We start from the raw sequence: 14,731 nt of genomic DNA, 5'->3' as shown, positions 1-14,731 counted from the left end.
AGACCCATAAGGGTTTGAAGTGTTCTGGTTGCTAGTTTATAGATGTATTAAATTAAAAATGTATTTATTTAGATAACAAATATATTTATTTAATTAATTGTGGGATAAATGCACGAACGGGGATATGGTAACCAGCAACCAGCAACCAAACATGTACAAGCCTTAGAACCATTAGGGGTGAACAAGGTCGCTGAATGAGTTGCCGTGGTTTCTAAAACCAGCAACAAAAAAGTGGAGGTAGAGAAAATGGCAACTAAAAAAGCACCAATCGTATTAGCAATAGAAAGAGACACAGTGGGAAATCTCAGCACATGGTGTCAATACTGTAGAAAGTTTCATCATCATGGAATAGGTGAAGGTCACAGAGACGCGCATTGTATAGAGGAAGATAGTCCTTATACTCGTACAGGCTATGTCCTAAAGAAGATGAAGCTGGGTGGTAAAGAGATTACTAGAAAAGAGAATTGAATCTAAGTAGGTGATATGTAATTGAATTGGTTGAAAGACTATCAGAAATTAGAACAGGACATTGCTTATTTGGAATACAACTTAGATAAAACAAAAGCTGAACTAAAACGCTGGGTCAGTGGCGACTTACAGAATGTTCGTCTAACTGCTGAGTCAGATGGCGCAAAAGTAGAAGTGCATATTGAAGCAATTGAGTATGAACTGGCTCATAAGCTGAATGATATGTATAAACTGAAAAAGTTAGTGAGTACATTCAGAGGATTAGAAAATAGGATACTCAAGCTAAAGTATATCGATGGAATGAAATTAGAGGGCATAGCTGAGGAGTTAAATTATAGTACAGGCTATATCAACAAGAAACATGCTGAGATTATGAGGGAAATCAAGTTTGCAGGAGATTAAAGATAGGAGGAGAGAGAACTGTGGAAGATATTGAGCAAAATGTAAGCATAGATCTGTTTGGGCATGTAAAAAGCATCCGATTTAAAAAGAGTAAGCTTTATACCCCCCCTGTCCAAATTTTATTTATCGACCATCTGGGGGGATAGGGAGTGGGGGTGCAAACGTGCACCTCAAAATGGTTTTTTGAAAAAACTCGTTTTTTTGTTGTACTACGAAACTAACAAATTGTTTAGGAAACGTTGATATAACAGACTTTTTTGAGGGAATCCGTTTTGTCACACTTGTCGTCACGTGACAAATAAAAAAGACCCGTAAATCCATTCATATCAATGTTTAGAGGTTTGTTGTACTTATTTTGTTGTACTGCAAACATTATCGGAAAAAGTGGGGATGTTCTATATGAAATTTGTCGATAATTGTCGAATCCGACTTGAAGGGAGGTGTGGAAAATGCCTAGAAAGTATGAAACTGCATCTTTGGCTCACAGGGAACTTAGGGCTAAATTCGAAATGAGCAAGGAAGAAGAATTAAGAATGAGCATTTTAAAACAGATAAAAGATACTTTGAAAAAAATAAATAAAATGTAATGAAACTATAAAAATAAAAGGAGATATAAAAATGAACTATGAAGAAATGATGAAAAAGGCAAATTTATACCATGAAATGTTGGAGGTATTAGCTAGACCGTCACAATTAATTACGGAGAGTCAGAACAAGATTAATGTCTTAAAGAAAGAAATAGAAGAGCTTGAATCAGATGATAAACAGCAAGTGTTAAACAAGTTGAATCCTAAGAAATTCTTCTTCAAAAGACAAGAACCAGTTGATGTTGAAGAACTCATTTTGAGAAAGGAGATTGAAATACGTAAAGAAGAAAAAATAATTGAGAAACTACAAGATACGAAATTAACGGAAATTGTAGATCTTGATGGAGTTGTGGATGAATCGCAAAAAATTGTGGATAAAAAGTATAAGATGTTGGAAGAGCTGGCATCCAAAATATTAAAGGTTAGAGATGAATATCATAATTTAGTAGATAACTACGAAAAAGAATATGGTGAATATAAAAACTTTGGTGAGACGATTCGTTCCAAAGTTAATTCGGTTAAGAAAGTTGATTATGTTCCTCAACATAGAGGGGATAATGGTTACATGTGGCAAGGGAAACAATTGGAAATCCAAACGATTAATCATGAAATTATTGATGGACATAGACAACGCGCTATGAGTAGAGCAACGTATTAATAATTTGTATGGTATCGGATGTGATATAAATGGAAATACGTTGTTCAGCTGGAGAACTTAAATTAACAACACGTAGTAAGAGTAAAGAAAAAATAATCAGTGGTTATGCGGTAAAATGGGACAAATGGTCTATTAAGATATACTCAAATAGAAAGCAATTTTATGAGCGAGTTAGAAAAGGGGCTTTTCAAGAGTCATTGAAAGAAAAAGACCAATTTGCATTATTTAATCATAATAAAAATAAATTTTTAGGAAAAATTCAAGATGGCAGTTTAACCTTGGAAGAAGATAGTGTGGGCTTAAGTTTCAAACTAATCCTACCTGATAATGATCTAGGAGAAAAGGTATATAAGGAAGTGACTAGCGGTAAATTATCGCAAGTATCTTTTACCTTTGTAGATGAAAATTCAACTTGGGAAACCAAATACGAAGAAGAGTATCGGACTATTTTAAAGGCTCGTTTAAGTGAGATTAGTCCAGTCTATAATCCAGCATATCCGGATACTACTGTTGTGGAAGGTGACAAGCGACAGCATTTGTTTATGAAAGAGCAAATTGATCATACTCTGTTTGAGCTTGAACGGAGAGAATTAATCCGAAAGATTAACGGTGCTTTAAAGATGGGAAGCTAATCTATTCAGAGGTAGAACCAACCGTGTATCGTTTCGAGATTTAACATGTAAGCCGTTTTGTTGACGGCTTTTTTATAAGATAAAAAATACACTCACTTTTCAGCGTGAGTGTATTTTAATGTTTATTTACTTTCACATTGGATTATGCTTTTTTTATTTCTGTAAAATAATTAATTTGATCAAGAATTTTTTGTTTTTCTTTTTCTCTACAATAAATTGTCTCCTTAATATTATCAATGTTAGATTCTAACTTAATCAATAAGTTATCTTTAAATTTATATATATATTCTGCTTCAGTATGATCTTCTAAAAAACAAAAAACGTGAGCCTCAAGTATTCCATGAACTTTCTCGAAATTAATTTTTGTATAGTTATCTAATGTTAAATTAGATACTAATAGTTCAGGCGTCAGCTTAGGAGAATATGTCTCCTCATATAACTTTTCAACAAATTTTATCATTTTTTCATTTCTCCTTAAAATGATGTTTTAATGTTTGAACAACATATTCAGAGTAAGTATCGACTTGTTTAATTGCACGTTCGTAATCATCAAGTTCCCATTCCTTACGATTTTTTCTATTGAAATTCCTTAATGACATATTAAGGTACTTTGCTAAGGTAGCTCCATTATTATCTTTATTATCATAAGGCTTTTGATTAGGATTAGCAATAAATTCATGACGTAGTTCAGTAATTTCAGTCCCAGCTAGATCGAGTTTGAAATATGTAATAATATCAGGTACAATTTCTTCTCTAATTTTTGAATCAAGCATGGATCGGAGATTCTTTTGATATAAGTCTGGTCTTAGTAATCGTTCAGTTTTTGCATTATCCTCAACATTCATCTGTCTACTTAAATTAATTGCTAATTCTTCATTGATTCCGAATTCGTTCATTAATTTTTGTATTCGTTCTTGTTCTTCTTTTAATTTCGTCTCTCTTAGATTTAACAGTTCAGTATCCATAAAAGCATCCGCATCGGTTAAGTACTCATTTGATTCTTCGGTATTACCAAAATCTAAATCTTCAAGTGGGGTGGTTGGTTTTAACGCTTTTTCTTTTCTTGCTAATTTTTTTATTTCTTTGATAACATCACTTTTACGGATCTCATTTTTATAGTTATCCCACAATGCATCTAAATTTAATTCTTGATGATGTACAACTTGGGCAATATTATCTTCCTCGTTAATATTATATCCATCACTTATTGAAATTGTTCTTAAAACTCTTCCGATAAATTGCTGATAAGGTAGATCAGATTTAAAAGGTCTAAAAATAGCAGCAATAGATAAAAATTTATGGTCATATCCCTCACCTAATAATGCTACGTTTACGACTACATCTACTTCATGCCTTTCAATTTTATCAAATTCGTCATTTAATGAACTCTTGTCCATTTTACTGTGAACAATCGCTACTCTCATACTTCTTTTTTCATAAATATCTTTTAACTGTAATGCGTGTTCAATACTACATGCAACAGCAACGATTTTATGAGGATTATTATTGGTTTTCTCTTTTTTCTGTTTTAGCATTTCAATTGATCTATCAACAACACTGATATTACTTTTTGGCGATAAAGCGACACTCCGTGTAATCCAGTCATCTTTTTTGATTTTTAAGATTTCTTCTAAGGAATAAAATTCATCATCTTTTTTATCCAAAGTAAAATACATTTTTTCTGGAACGTATTTAAATCTCTCAAGAGATTTTACATATCCATTTGCCATAGCCTGTCCGAGGTTATATCTATATATTTCTTTTCCTTCAATTTGTACACCATCACTCCTAAATGGAGTACCAGTAACCTTCAATACTTTAGCATCTGAAAAATATTCTATAGCTTTTTTCCAGGTATGTGCTTCTGAATGGTGGGCTTCATCAATTATTATGAAATCGAAGAATGTAGAATCAACTTTATTTAATAAAGAACTTTCTAGTCTTTCCTGTAACTTATGGACATTTAAAATAACTATATCTGCACTCTCTAAAATACCATTGCTTATCTCTTTGGAATATTCTATTACGGTTGGAAGCTGAGGTTTCCCAGTAAAAACTTTGGTTGATAACCAAAAATTCTTTGGATACATTGGATCTAATGAACCTAAAACAGTATCTTTCACAATTGTCTGAGGTGTAATTATTAATACCCTTTTTTTAGCTATTCCATATGGGGCAATTGCCATTAAGCCTGTTTTTCCTGTACCTGTTGGTAATACTACTAAGGACATTCTGTCATTTTCTTGGTTAGAGTAATGTTGTAATAAACTTTCATAGGCAAAAACTTGAGGATCTCTTAGATTTACATTACTTCTAATATGTGGATTTGCAAGTGAAAAATGATTCATAAGTAATTTTCCTTTCCTAGTTAAGACACTATAACTCTATTAGTTTTTTAATTAGTTGCATGGTGTAATATGTATTTATTTCCATCATACCATATTATATATTTTAAAATAACAGTAGAATAATAGATTCACTGAAATGAAAAATGCATCATACTAGAAAAGGATATATTTGTGTATTAACCTTATAAAGTTATTCAATGTTAAAAGAGTAATTCCTTTATTCCGGAAGCCCCCTATCAAAAATTAAAATTTTTCCTTTGGGGAGGATAGGTAGCGTAGGGGGCATCTCTATCGTTAGGCAACATTAAAAAAAATAAAGGGGGGTGTGAAATGTCTACGAAAATCTATAAATTATTACATAATAAAAGCCACAGCTCATATGAGTGTGACTTAAATGTTTTTATTCAGCCTCAGCCTCGAAGCGTAAAGTGATAAAACTCAAATGAAACCATAAGATATCTAGCAGGATTTATTTTCCTAGATTTGAAATTGTTATATCAATTTTGTTTCTTTTTGCAGTGTTTAAAGCGTTGCTTAGTAAATCTAAAAAAGTTGTACCTGTTGGAGTAGCATGATAATTGGCTAAACTAGTTATTTTATTAGGGATTTTATTTCCCCAAGGTGGCTGTTTTTCCATGTGCTCAATATCCCAAATGACTTCTGCAGGAGGTAATTCACTTAAAATTTTTCTTATCTCTTCTACATTTTGAAGTGCTTCTTCTGTGTCCTCCCAACGTAACTTGTCGAAATATAAATTCTTCATTAATAGTGGGTACTTAGTGCCCCAACCTTCAGACTCTGTATGATATGACATGGTTGAAAAAAAGCTATGTAAAAAATCAGGGTGTCCTGTTTCATAGAAAAATATATCTACTTTAAATCCTACTGCCATTAATATCAATCCTCTCGCTTAAATATTACCTCGGGTGTTTCTTTAGACTTTTCTCTTATTTTTCTTACGATATCAAATAAGGCCTCTTCAGGAACAGTTTGTCCTCGTATATCAATGATGACAGTTTGCTTTGTACCTATAGGTAAATTATCAACCCTATCATTAACTTGTTTAACAATAACTCTAACTAGGTTACTTCTTTTTGATGAAGTAGACAAGTCATAATTTTTCACTTCCAAGCTGTGACCCTTTGTGTAAAAATCAGGTCTTGTACTACCTTTTGTAACTTTTGAAACTTCTTCTCTGTCTTTAAAAGCAACTTGGTCGTCATAGTTAGGATACTCCTTACCTACGTCAAGTTCTGATTGTCTCCAAGATGGTCTAGCAAACATAAGATAACCGCTTAAATAATTAACCCAATTTCCTGATGGTGGAAGTGTGCTTACTATTGCTTCACCAGTGAGACCAACACCTGCAAAAGCAGGTTGTAAACGTGGTGGAAAAGCTTCAGTTACTTTGTACATGTTTGCTCCTCTAGCAAGTTTAGAAGCCTTATCAAGACCTTTCCCACCAAGTAACCCTAGACCGACTGATGTTACTAAATAAGAACCCCAGCGGAATCCACTTTCAACATCGCCATGCCAAACGTCATTCATAAAAGAATCTGAGAAAGCGTTCCACATAGCAGGAAGAGTCTCATCATAATTGACAACAGCATCCCACATGTCTGACCATGTTTCGCCGTCACCTAACGCTTTAAATCCTTCCCAAGCATCTCCAACACCTTTTCCTGCACCATCATAAAGACCATCCCAAGCTTTCTCTAAATCAGATTTTGGTTTACCACACATTGCACCTTCTTCGATTGAATTATCAGCCTGACGATTCCTATCTTCTGCAATCGCTTGAATTGAAGTCGCCCACTCCATATTTAATCCTTGTGTACTAAATGTACCACTTGCTGGACTAAAACCTTTCCCACTTTGAACTTCAGCAAGCCCCGTCGCAATGCTAGCGGCTAATTGAATTGCTGTATTATAGTTATTACTAGATGTTTGGTTGAACTGATACAAATGATCTAACTTTTCTTGAAGTTTGCGCCTCATGGCAATGAAAAGATTTACCATAGCGTCCATGCCCGAAATTGGCATAGTTTGATGGAGGGCTTCTGTACTTGCTATCATTCGGTCAATTTCTCGAATTTGTTCTAATATTTCTTGTTCAATAACATCTGTTGAAGCTACCTGTGATTGAAATTGACTTGGAAAGGCATCGTTCTGACGAATTAATTCCTCACATAAGTAAATGATTCCTTGTGCCAAAGGACGAAAAGTTTCTGCAAAGAATGCTTTTGCGCTATCGTAAGTTTGCCCTTGTAGAACAGTATCACTGGTAAAAGCATCAATCGACTGAATAGCTTGTTCCATACCTTGAATAGTAGCGGTACAGAAAGCATTCATACTTTGTGTTTGAGCCTGTACTTCCCCTAAATACATATTTAAACTCAAAAATCTCCCTCCTTTAATAAGTAAATTATACCGATTTAAGGAGATAACTGTAAATATTACATTGTAATGAGTTTATTAGAGGTATTAATATACCTCAAAGCGAACTTATCCATATTCCAACTGAAAGAATGATTTTTTATTATGAATAAACAATAACGATAATAATTGGAGGGATTATGATGCCTTACATTAATACACCTGTTGGAAAAAGAGAAGTATCACAAAGAATTTACGATTTGCTTGATAAATATGGAACACCATGTGAAAGTAGTGAACCGTGCCCGAGTAGATACATAAAAGATGGATATGAATACCATTGGTTTGTGGGGGAAGATGGGAAACTTAGAACAACAATAGAAAAAGTTGGAAGTATAAAAACTAAAAAGAAAAAATGAGGCACGCCTTTACTATGACATCACGAAAAAGGTTGTGAACATTATTCATACCCTTTTTTATATTCATTTATAAAATATTTGAAGGTATTTTTTATATTAAATCAAACTTATCCATATTCAAAATTAAAAGGGTGATTCGATGATAATTAGAGAAGGTATTGAAGTAACTAAAATTACCTTAGATGGTTATGAATTACCGATTCCAGAAGGATATTCTGAGTTTCTACTTCGTGCTGGATATTGGAGGTACGGTGAAAAAGTAGAAAAAATCAATCGTGAGGAAATTCTAGCGGATTATGACAGAAAAGTTGTTCTGGAAGATGGTAAGTTGTGTACGATATTCACTTACAAAGGGGATAAAAAGAAAAGAGGTAAAAAGTTATGAATGAAAGGAAGAATCTTATAGAAAGAAAAGAACGAACTATTTTAGATAATCCACCTAGTGAAGAAACAGCGTTAAAAATGGCAGAGTTTTTTATGAAAACATCGGTTCCACGTATATTAGCTGCTCGTAAGGGTGAAGAGGAAGCTAAAAAAATGTGAAGTAATGTGATAAAAGGGGTTTACTATATAGTGATAACCTTATGTGGTAATATGTATTTACTACATAAGGAGGGGAAAAATGGATTGGATTAAATTTGGTACGCTGGTTATATCTTTTTTTACTTTATTATTGTCAATTTATAGTGCTAGAACCTTAAATCAAAACAAAGAGAAAGACCGTAAGGTGACTGTATCATTGCCTGAGAAAAGAAGGATGCAAAAGGATTTAATGGATCATATTACAAAAGTTCTTGATTTAGGTAGAAAGTGTTTTGAAGAAACAGATGAAAATGAGAAGAAAAAGATTAAATTTGAATTGTTAAATCATAAAGTGTACATATGGATTAACTTAAATGAAGAGAATAGTTTTGCAAAAGAATTAAGGAGCCATAGTACGGAATATATTTTTTGGTGTGCTTCTTTCTTAGATTCACCTAATGAAAAAGAAAAATTCAACTTCCGGACTGACTCTTATAAAAATCAGCGTTCTATAATGGGAGTAATTGAAAAGTATTATAAAGAAGAGAATAGGTTAATAGATGATGAATTAATGTAGTCACATTCAAAGGAGTGTGGCTTTTTATTATATCTTGGATATATATTCCTATTGAAAAATATAGGGGAAATAGCATTTGCCCACGCTTATTTTATCCAAAAAGTCCCCCAAAAACCTCCCCAAAATGATTAATTTTATTTAAGGTATTTTACAAACCATAAGAACAGCAAAAAACCCTAGAAAAGGCGTTATAATAACGTTTCTAGGGTTTTTAATACTAGTATCTACAAAGCGATTTAATTAACGAGAGTAGAACTCTACGATTAATGCTTCGTTGATTTCAGCTGGTAACTCAGCACGCTCAGCGTGACGAGTGTAAGTAGCTTCTAATTTGTCAGCATCGAAAGTTAAGTATTCTGGTACGAAGTTGTTAACTTCGATCGCTTCTTTAACAACAACAAGGCTGTTAGATTTTTCGCGAACGCTGATAGTTTGGTTAGGTTTTACACGGTAAGATGGGATATCTACGCGAGCGCCATCAACCATGATGTGACCGTGGTTTACTAATTGGCGAGCTGCACGACGAGTGCGAGCTAAGCCCATACGGTAAACTAAGTTGTCAAGACGAGCTTCAAGAAGGATCATGAAGTTTTCGCCGTGCTTACCAGGCATTTTACCTGCTTGGTCAAATGTGCGACGGAATTGACGCTCAGTCATGCCGTACATGTGACGAAGTTTTTGTTTCTCTTGTAATTGTAAACCGTATTCTGAAAGTTTCTTACGTTGGTTAGGACCGTGAGGACCTGGTGCGTAAGGGCGTTTTTCTAATTCTTTTCCTGTGCCGCTTAGAGAGATTCCAAGACGACGAGACAGTTTCCAAGCTGGACCTGTATAACGAGCCATAGTTGACTCCTCCTTTAAAAATGTTTTTATTTACGTAAAATAAAAACAGACGTAATCGATATTTACGGGCATTTTGTTTTCATGTACCTTCGCTCCAGCAGCAGGGAGTTACGAGATACACCTCCGTAGAGGAACAAAATACAAACGATAAACTCACATTACAAGGCTGCCTTTTTATTTTACACAAACGCTATTATATCTTTTACCCAGAGTTTCGTCAAGCGAGTACGTTTTTGTTTTATGCATATAAATTTTGGAAATTAATATAAGAAGGAATTTAAAACAATATAAAAGAAGAGATAGAAACACAAATAAAACGCTTACATAAAATGTAGTAAAAACGTTCATCAGTTTTTATTGGTGAATATGCGGGATAAAAACATAAAGGGGATGTTTTTATGAAAAAGAAGCATATGGAGACAGCGTTAATTCATCACGGTTATACACCTGAGGAACATAAAGGAAGTTTAACACCACCTTTATTTCAAACTTCTACATTTACATTTGAGACTGCGCAGCAAGGAGAGGCGAGTTTTGCGGGAGTGGATCCATCTTATATTTACTCACGGCTTGGAAATCCAACTGTGAAATTATTTGAAGAACGTATGGCGGTGTTAGAAGGAGGAGAAGAGGCACTTGCCTTCGGATCTGGTATGGCAGCTATTTCAGCAACTTTAATTGGTTTTTTAAAGGCTGGAGATCATATTATTTGTTCAAACGGATTATATGGGTGTACGTACGGTTTTTTAGAAGTGTTAGAAGAAAAATTTATGATTACGCATTCGTTTTGTGACATGGAGACAGAGGCTAATATTGAAAATAAAATTCGTTCGAATACAAAGCTTATTTTCGTTGAAACACCGATTAATCCAACAATGAAATTAATCGATTTAAAACAAGTGATTCAGGTTGCGAAGCAAAATGGCTTACTTGTCATTGTTGATAATACGTTTTGTTCGCCTTATTTACAAAGACCGCTTGAGCTTGGCTGTGACGCTGTTGTGCATAGTGCGACAAAATATATTGGTGGCCATGGTGACGTTGTAGCGGGTGTAACGATTTGTAAAACGAAAGCGTTAGCTGAAAAGATTCGCCCGATGCGAAAAGATATCGGCGGTATTATGGCGCCGTTTGATGCGTGGTTATTATTACGCGGGTTAAAGACGTTAGCAGTAAGAATGGATCGTCATTGTGATAATGCAGAAAAAATTGTATCGTTCTTAAGAAAACATGATGTGGTAGAAGATGTTCGGTATCCAGAAGGGGAGTTAGCATCTCGTCAAATGAAACGCGGGGGCGGTGTTATTTCTTTTTCAGTAAAAGGCGGAAAAGAAGAGACGCAAGCGTTTATTAATGATCTTCACTTTATTACAATTGCGGTAAGTTTAGGCGATACAGAAACATTAATTCAGCACCCAGCAACGATGACGCACGCTGCGATTCCGGCTGAACTAAGAAAAGAAATGGGCATTTTCGATAATTTAATACGCTTATCGGTCGGTTTAGAATCGTGGGAGGATATCGTTTCTGATTTAGAGCAGGCATTAAAGAAAATATCTACTGTTAATCAATAAAAAAAGAGTGAGCTATCGGTTTTGTACAGGACGTACTAAGTCGATAACTCGCTCTTTTCTTTTTACATATGTTTTAGGAGTGTCTCCACAAACTTTTCTAAATAGCGCTGATCTACTTCATCAAAACGATTTTTTTCAGGACTATCAATGTCAAGTACACCAATGACAGCTCCTTCTTTCACAATCGGTACAACGATTTCCGAATTAGAAGCACTATCGCAAGCGATGTGACCTGGGAATTGGTGAACGTCCGCTACAAGCTGAGTTGTTTTCGTTTCAGCTGCTACGCCGCAAACGCCTCGTCCAAATGGAATGCGTACGCAAGCAGGCATTCCTTGGAACGGTCCAAGGACAAGCTGATTTCCTTCTGTTACATAAAAGCCAACCCAATTAACGCGATCTAAAAATTGGTTTAATAATGCGGACGCATTTGATAAGTTTGCGACTACGTTTGATTCGCCAGTTAATAACGCATCCAGTTGTTTAATTACTGTCTCATATTGCTGCACGCGAGATCCTGCATAACTTTCTTTAGTAAACATGGAAACAGCTCCTTTTTTATCGAGATGTGTAAAATATTAGCAAAATACGATGTATTTCACATGACTTTGTCGATAGAAAATTAAAGGAATTTGTCTTAAAAGTCAAGAAATTTAAACTATAGCTGTTCATTGAGAGGAAGTGAGCGCATGAAGCAGACGAAACAAAAAGTAATTGATGCGGCAATATCGTTGTTTAATACGAAAGGTTATGATGGAACGTCGGTGCGAGACATTGCAAAGCGAGCGGATGTGAATGTAGCGAATATTTCATATTATTTTGCTGGGAAGCAAGGTTTATTAGAACAGCTTATTACTGATTTTTTAGAAGGGTATATTCATGTGATTGAAATTTCGTTTGAACAGAGAGAGTATTTGTCGGCTAAAGATGTGATGGTGCAAATGGTGCGTGGGATGTTACGATATCAATTTGAAAATAGAGAACTAACACGTTTCTTCTACCGAGAGCTTTCGCTTGATACGACATTAATTCGTGAAGTGATGACCGTTTATTTTTCTAAAGAAAGATATTATATAGAGCAAATTATTAGGCAAGGACAAATAAAACAAGAATTTCAGAAAGTATCATTTACAATGTTTATGACGCAATTAAAAGGCATGATAAATATGCCGTTTTTATATCCACAATATATATCAGAAGTACTGCATTCTTTCCCGTCTGAGACATTTTTCATAGAAATGTACACGAAAGAGATTGAGCAATGGATGGAACAAGCATTATGTAAAGCGAATATGTACCATGAATGGCCAAGAGCTGTTCATATGTGAAGAATCCCCACCTAACGAACTGAGGTGGGGAGTTTTATGTTTATTTTTCTTTGCCATAAATTGTTACATAATAGCGCGATAATTGTTAACGTTGCTCCAGCGATTTCAATTTTATCGACTGTATAACCTCGAAAGATAGAACCGATCAGTGCAAGAATAGGAACTAAATTCATAAATAATATGCCGTTAATAGATGAAATATAGCGATTTCCCATATTCCAGCAAAATACAGCGATAACTCCTGCGATAATCGACATATAAAAGAGCTCAAAACGAACACTCACAACTGTACGCAGTGACGGCATAGTAACTATATTTGTATACGTTAAGAAAGTAACAATAACGATGAGTGAAATGGAGCCAAATAAACAAGTTAATGTCGTGTACCTAAGTGGTGACCAGGATTGAAAACGAGCACCTCCGTTTGTATAAATGACCCAGCAAGTAACGCCGCATAGCATTAATATGTTTGTCGATAAGTGGCTTGCAGCTCCAAATAATAAGTGAATATTTCCTTTTGAAATGACAAGCATAACACCAAGTAATGCAACGAACATACAAAGAAATGTGTAGTTTTGTGGGCGACGATTTTTCGTTACCCATTGCAGTGATAAGGCGATCAGTGGCATAAGAGACTGAATCATAGCTGCATGAATTGCTCCGGAAGGTCCAGCAAGTTGTTGTCCGTAGAAAACGAGAAAACCATATCCTGCGAAACCGACTGTCCCGTAAAAGAACAGAGAAAGTGTTCTTTTTTCTAAGCGGAGTGAAGTCTTCCCTTCAGTAATTAATAGCAAAATAAGAAAAATAATAGCTGCTGATCCATAGCGAATCGTTGTGAAGAAGAACGGATCGATAAATTGCAGAGCATTTGCCATTACAGGAAACATAAATCCCCAGGCAGTGACGGCGAGTAAGCATAGAAAGGATCCGAGTAGCATTTGTTTTTTGTTCAAGAGTATCTTTCCCCTTTGCATTTCGTTATAGTAAGTTGATGAAATAAGTATAAAGAGTAATTGTTTATAGGAGGAAATATCGATTTCTTATAACGGTTATAACTTTTTGTTAGAGGTGTGTACGATGGATTTGGAGGCAGTACGATCGTTTATCGAAGTGAAGCATACGCGAAGTTTATCAAAGGCAAGTAAAATTTCACATATATCTCAACCAGCGCTTAGTAAGCAAATTCAAAAGTTAGAAGCGGATTTAGAGGTTACTTTACTTAAGCGTTCTGCGCAAGGAGTGGAGTTAACGGAGGCAGGAGAGTTATTTATAAAAAGAATGCTACCGATTTTGGAACAAATAAATGAAGTGAAAACAGAAATGAGGGGGTATCAAGAGAACCGAAAGTTTTCAATTGGTATACTACCGAGTTTAGCAGAGCATTACATATTAGAGTGTAAAGATGTATTAGGTGATGAGTTCGAAGTAGAGTGGCAAATCGGACATACGGAAGTATTAAGAGATTTATTTAAAGCGCGGGAGATTGACGCGATGTTCATCGATTCAGTAGTAGAAGGTGCTACGTATATAAAAGAAGTGCAACAAGAGAAAATTGTTTGTGTCATTTCAAATAATCATCCGTATAAAGAGAAGAAAGTCATTCAAATAGAAGAGCTGCAAAATGAAAAATTAATTGTATATCCAGAAATATGCGATGTAAGGAAAATGATTATGAACATGTTTCATGAGATAGGTGTAAAACCAACTATAGCTGTGGAAACATCTTACGCAGAACCGATGCTTGCAATGGTAAAAGCTGGCCTTGGCATTACTTTACTTCCAGAAAGGGCAGTAGAGCAGTCTGTAAGGCAGGGAAATGTACATGGAATTTCTGTTGAACCACCACTCATGCGGAAAATTTATTTCGTATCTCATACGAAAGATTGTTTGTTATTACAATCATTTGAGGATAGGTAGTGAGGTAGGCGGAATATTGAGAAAGATTACAATCACATTGAAAGAAACATGAAATTTTAAAAAAAACTAGGTCAAAA

At 34.8% G+C, this 14,731-nt stretch carries 20 protein-coding genes; 13 read left to right on the top strand and 7 right to left on the bottom strand.

The features are described 5' to 3' along the window. Nucleotides 1–246 precede the first annotated feature (246 nt). The 6 genes from AC0ONG_RS22000 to AC0ONG_RS21975 all read left to right on the top strand — a co-directional run bounded on the left by AC0ONG_RS22000 (nt 247) and on the right by AC0ONG_RS21975 (nt 2,747). Entirely contained in the window at nt 247–468 is a 222-nt protein-coding gene (locus tag AC0ONG_RS22000; RefSeq protein ID WP_474204058.1) for a hypothetical protein, read from the top strand. Between the two features lie 21 nt (nt 469–489). Then, nucleotides 490–870: a hypothetical protein gene (locus tag AC0ONG_RS21995; protein ID WP_474204056.1), complete on the top strand. Its 381-nt coding sequence runs from the start codon at nt 490–492 to the stop codon at nt 868–870. Between the two features lie 20 nt (nt 871–890). Further along, nucleotides 891–1,016, top strand: coding sequence for a hypothetical protein (locus tag AC0ONG_RS21990; RefSeq protein ID WP_474204054.1), 126 nt, complete (start codon nt 891–893; stop codon nt 1,014–1,016). A gap of 303 nt (nt 1,017–1,319) precedes the next feature. Continuing rightward, a complete protein-coding gene (locus AC0ONG_RS21985) occupies nt 1,320–1,457 on the top strand; it encodes a hypothetical protein (protein WP_194807967.1) in 138 nt (45 codons plus the stop codon). A 31-nt stretch (nt 1,458–1,488) separates the two neighbouring features. Further along, nucleotides 1,489–2,115: a hypothetical protein gene (locus tag AC0ONG_RS21980; protein ID WP_474204051.1), complete on the top strand. Its 627-nt coding sequence runs from the start codon at nt 1,489–1,491 to the stop codon at nt 2,113–2,115. A gap of 29 nt (nt 2,116–2,144) precedes the next feature. Continuing rightward, a complete protein-coding gene (locus AC0ONG_RS21975) occupies nt 2,145–2,747 on the top strand; it encodes an HK97 family phage prohead protease (protein WP_098781894.1) in 603 nt (200 codons plus the stop codon). Between the two features lie 142 nt (nt 2,748–2,889). On the opposite strand, the gene AC0ONG_RS21970 is transcribed toward AC0ONG_RS21975, so the two are convergent. The 4 genes from AC0ONG_RS21970 to AC0ONG_RS21955 form a co-directional block, all read right to left on the bottom strand. Continuing rightward, nucleotides 2,890–3,207, bottom strand: coding sequence for a hypothetical protein (locus AC0ONG_RS21970; protein ID WP_153581586.1), 318 nt, complete (start codon nt 3,205–3,207; stop codon nt 2,890–2,892). Between the two features lie 4 nt (nt 3,208–3,211). Then, the gene (locus AC0ONG_RS21965) at nt 3,212–5,095 is read right to left on the bottom strand and encodes a DEAD/DEAH box helicase (protein ID WP_474204049.1); all 1,884 of its coding nucleotides are present in this window, start codon (nt 5,093–5,095) and stop codon (nt 3,212–3,214) included. A gap of 469 nt (nt 5,096–5,564) precedes the next feature. Further along, nucleotides 5,565–5,987 carry an immunity 70 family protein gene (locus AC0ONG_RS21960; protein ID WP_000268162.1) on the bottom strand — a complete coding sequence of 141 codons (423 nt, stop codon included), beginning with the start codon at nt 5,985–5,987 and terminating at the stop codon, nt 5,565–5,567. Between the two features lie 5 nt (nt 5,988–5,992). Further along, nucleotides 5,993–7,495, bottom strand: coding sequence for a T7SS effector LXG polymorphic toxin (locus tag AC0ONG_RS21955; protein ID WP_000056039.1), 1,503 nt, complete (start codon nt 7,493–7,495; stop codon nt 5,993–5,995). A gap of 179 nt (nt 7,496–7,674) precedes the next feature. On the opposite strand from AC0ONG_RS21955, the gene AC0ONG_RS21950 reads away from it, so the two are divergent. From AC0ONG_RS21950 to AC0ONG_RS21935, 4 genes are all read left to right on the top strand, one after another. Then, on the top strand, nt 7,675–7,890 hold the full coding sequence (locus AC0ONG_RS21950) for a hypothetical protein (protein ID WP_001146351.1): 216 nt from the start codon (nt 7,675–7,677) through the stop codon (nt 7,888–7,890). 139 nt (nt 7,891–8,029) lie between these two features. Next, nucleotides 8,030–8,275, top strand: a complete 246-nt coding sequence (locus AC0ONG_RS21945; RefSeq protein ID WP_474204045.1) for a hypothetical protein — start codon at nt 8,030–8,032, stop codon at nt 8,273–8,275. After that, a complete protein-coding gene (locus AC0ONG_RS21940; RefSeq protein WP_178379692.1) occupies nt 8,272–8,433 on the top strand; it encodes a hypothetical protein in 162 nt (53 codons plus the stop codon). The genes AC0ONG_RS21945 and AC0ONG_RS21940 overlap by 4 nt, the downstream gene beginning before the upstream one ends. 79 nt (nt 8,434–8,512) lie before the next feature. After that, nucleotides 8,513–8,989, top strand: coding sequence for a hypothetical protein (locus tag AC0ONG_RS21935; RefSeq protein WP_098782233.1), 477 nt, complete (start codon nt 8,513–8,515; stop codon nt 8,987–8,989). Between the two features lie 240 nt (nt 8,990–9,229). Here the strand turns inward: AC0ONG_RS21935 and rpsD are convergent, their stop codons facing one another. Continuing rightward, the gene (gene rpsD / locus AC0ONG_RS21930) at nt 9,230–9,832 is read right to left on the bottom strand and encodes a 30S ribosomal protein S4 (RefSeq protein WP_000135320.1); all 603 of its coding nucleotides are present in this window, start codon (nt 9,830–9,832) and stop codon (nt 9,230–9,232) included. A 398-nt stretch (nt 9,833–10,230) separates the two neighbouring features. Between rpsD and megL the strand changes: the two genes are divergently transcribed. Beyond that, nucleotides 10,231–11,406: a methionine gamma-lyase gene (megL, locus tag AC0ONG_RS21925; RefSeq protein ID WP_474204043.1), complete on the top strand. Its 1,176-nt coding sequence runs from the start codon at nt 10,231–10,233 to the stop codon at nt 11,404–11,406. A 62-nt stretch (nt 11,407–11,468) separates the two neighbouring features. On the opposite strand, the gene AC0ONG_RS21920 is transcribed toward megL, so the two are convergent. Continuing rightward, complete coding sequence (locus AC0ONG_RS21920; protein ID WP_000494340.1) at nt 11,469–11,948, bottom strand: GAF domain-containing protein; 480 nt, start codon at nt 11,946–11,948, stop codon at nt 11,469–11,471. Nucleotides 11,949–12,095: 147 nt separating this feature from the next. Here AC0ONG_RS21920 and refZ point away from each other — a divergent pair, with 147 nt between their 5' ends. Continuing rightward, a complete protein-coding gene (gene refZ, locus AC0ONG_RS21915) occupies nt 12,096–12,734 on the top strand; it encodes a forespore capture DNA-binding protein RefZ (protein WP_000814913.1) in 639 nt (212 codons plus the stop codon). Between the two features lie 11 nt (nt 12,735–12,745). Here refZ and AC0ONG_RS21910 read toward each other — a convergent pair whose 3' ends face one another. Continuing rightward, nucleotides 12,746–13,690 (bottom strand): DMT family transporter, encoded by a 945-nt coding sequence (locus tag AC0ONG_RS21910; RefSeq protein WP_199663742.1) that lies wholly within the window; start codon nt 13,688–13,690, stop codon nt 12,746–12,748. Between the two features lie 124 nt (nt 13,691–13,814). On the opposite strand from AC0ONG_RS21910, the gene AC0ONG_RS21905 reads away from it, so the two are divergent. After that, a complete protein-coding gene (locus tag AC0ONG_RS21905; RefSeq protein WP_474204039.1) occupies nt 13,815–14,654 on the top strand; it encodes a LysR family transcriptional regulator in 840 nt (279 codons plus the stop codon). Nucleotides 14,655–14,731 lie beyond the last annotated feature (77 nt).

This window comes from Bacillus sp. TCT6 (assembly GCF_056033845.1).
This window is presented reverse-complemented; position numbering and strand designations above follow the sequence as displayed.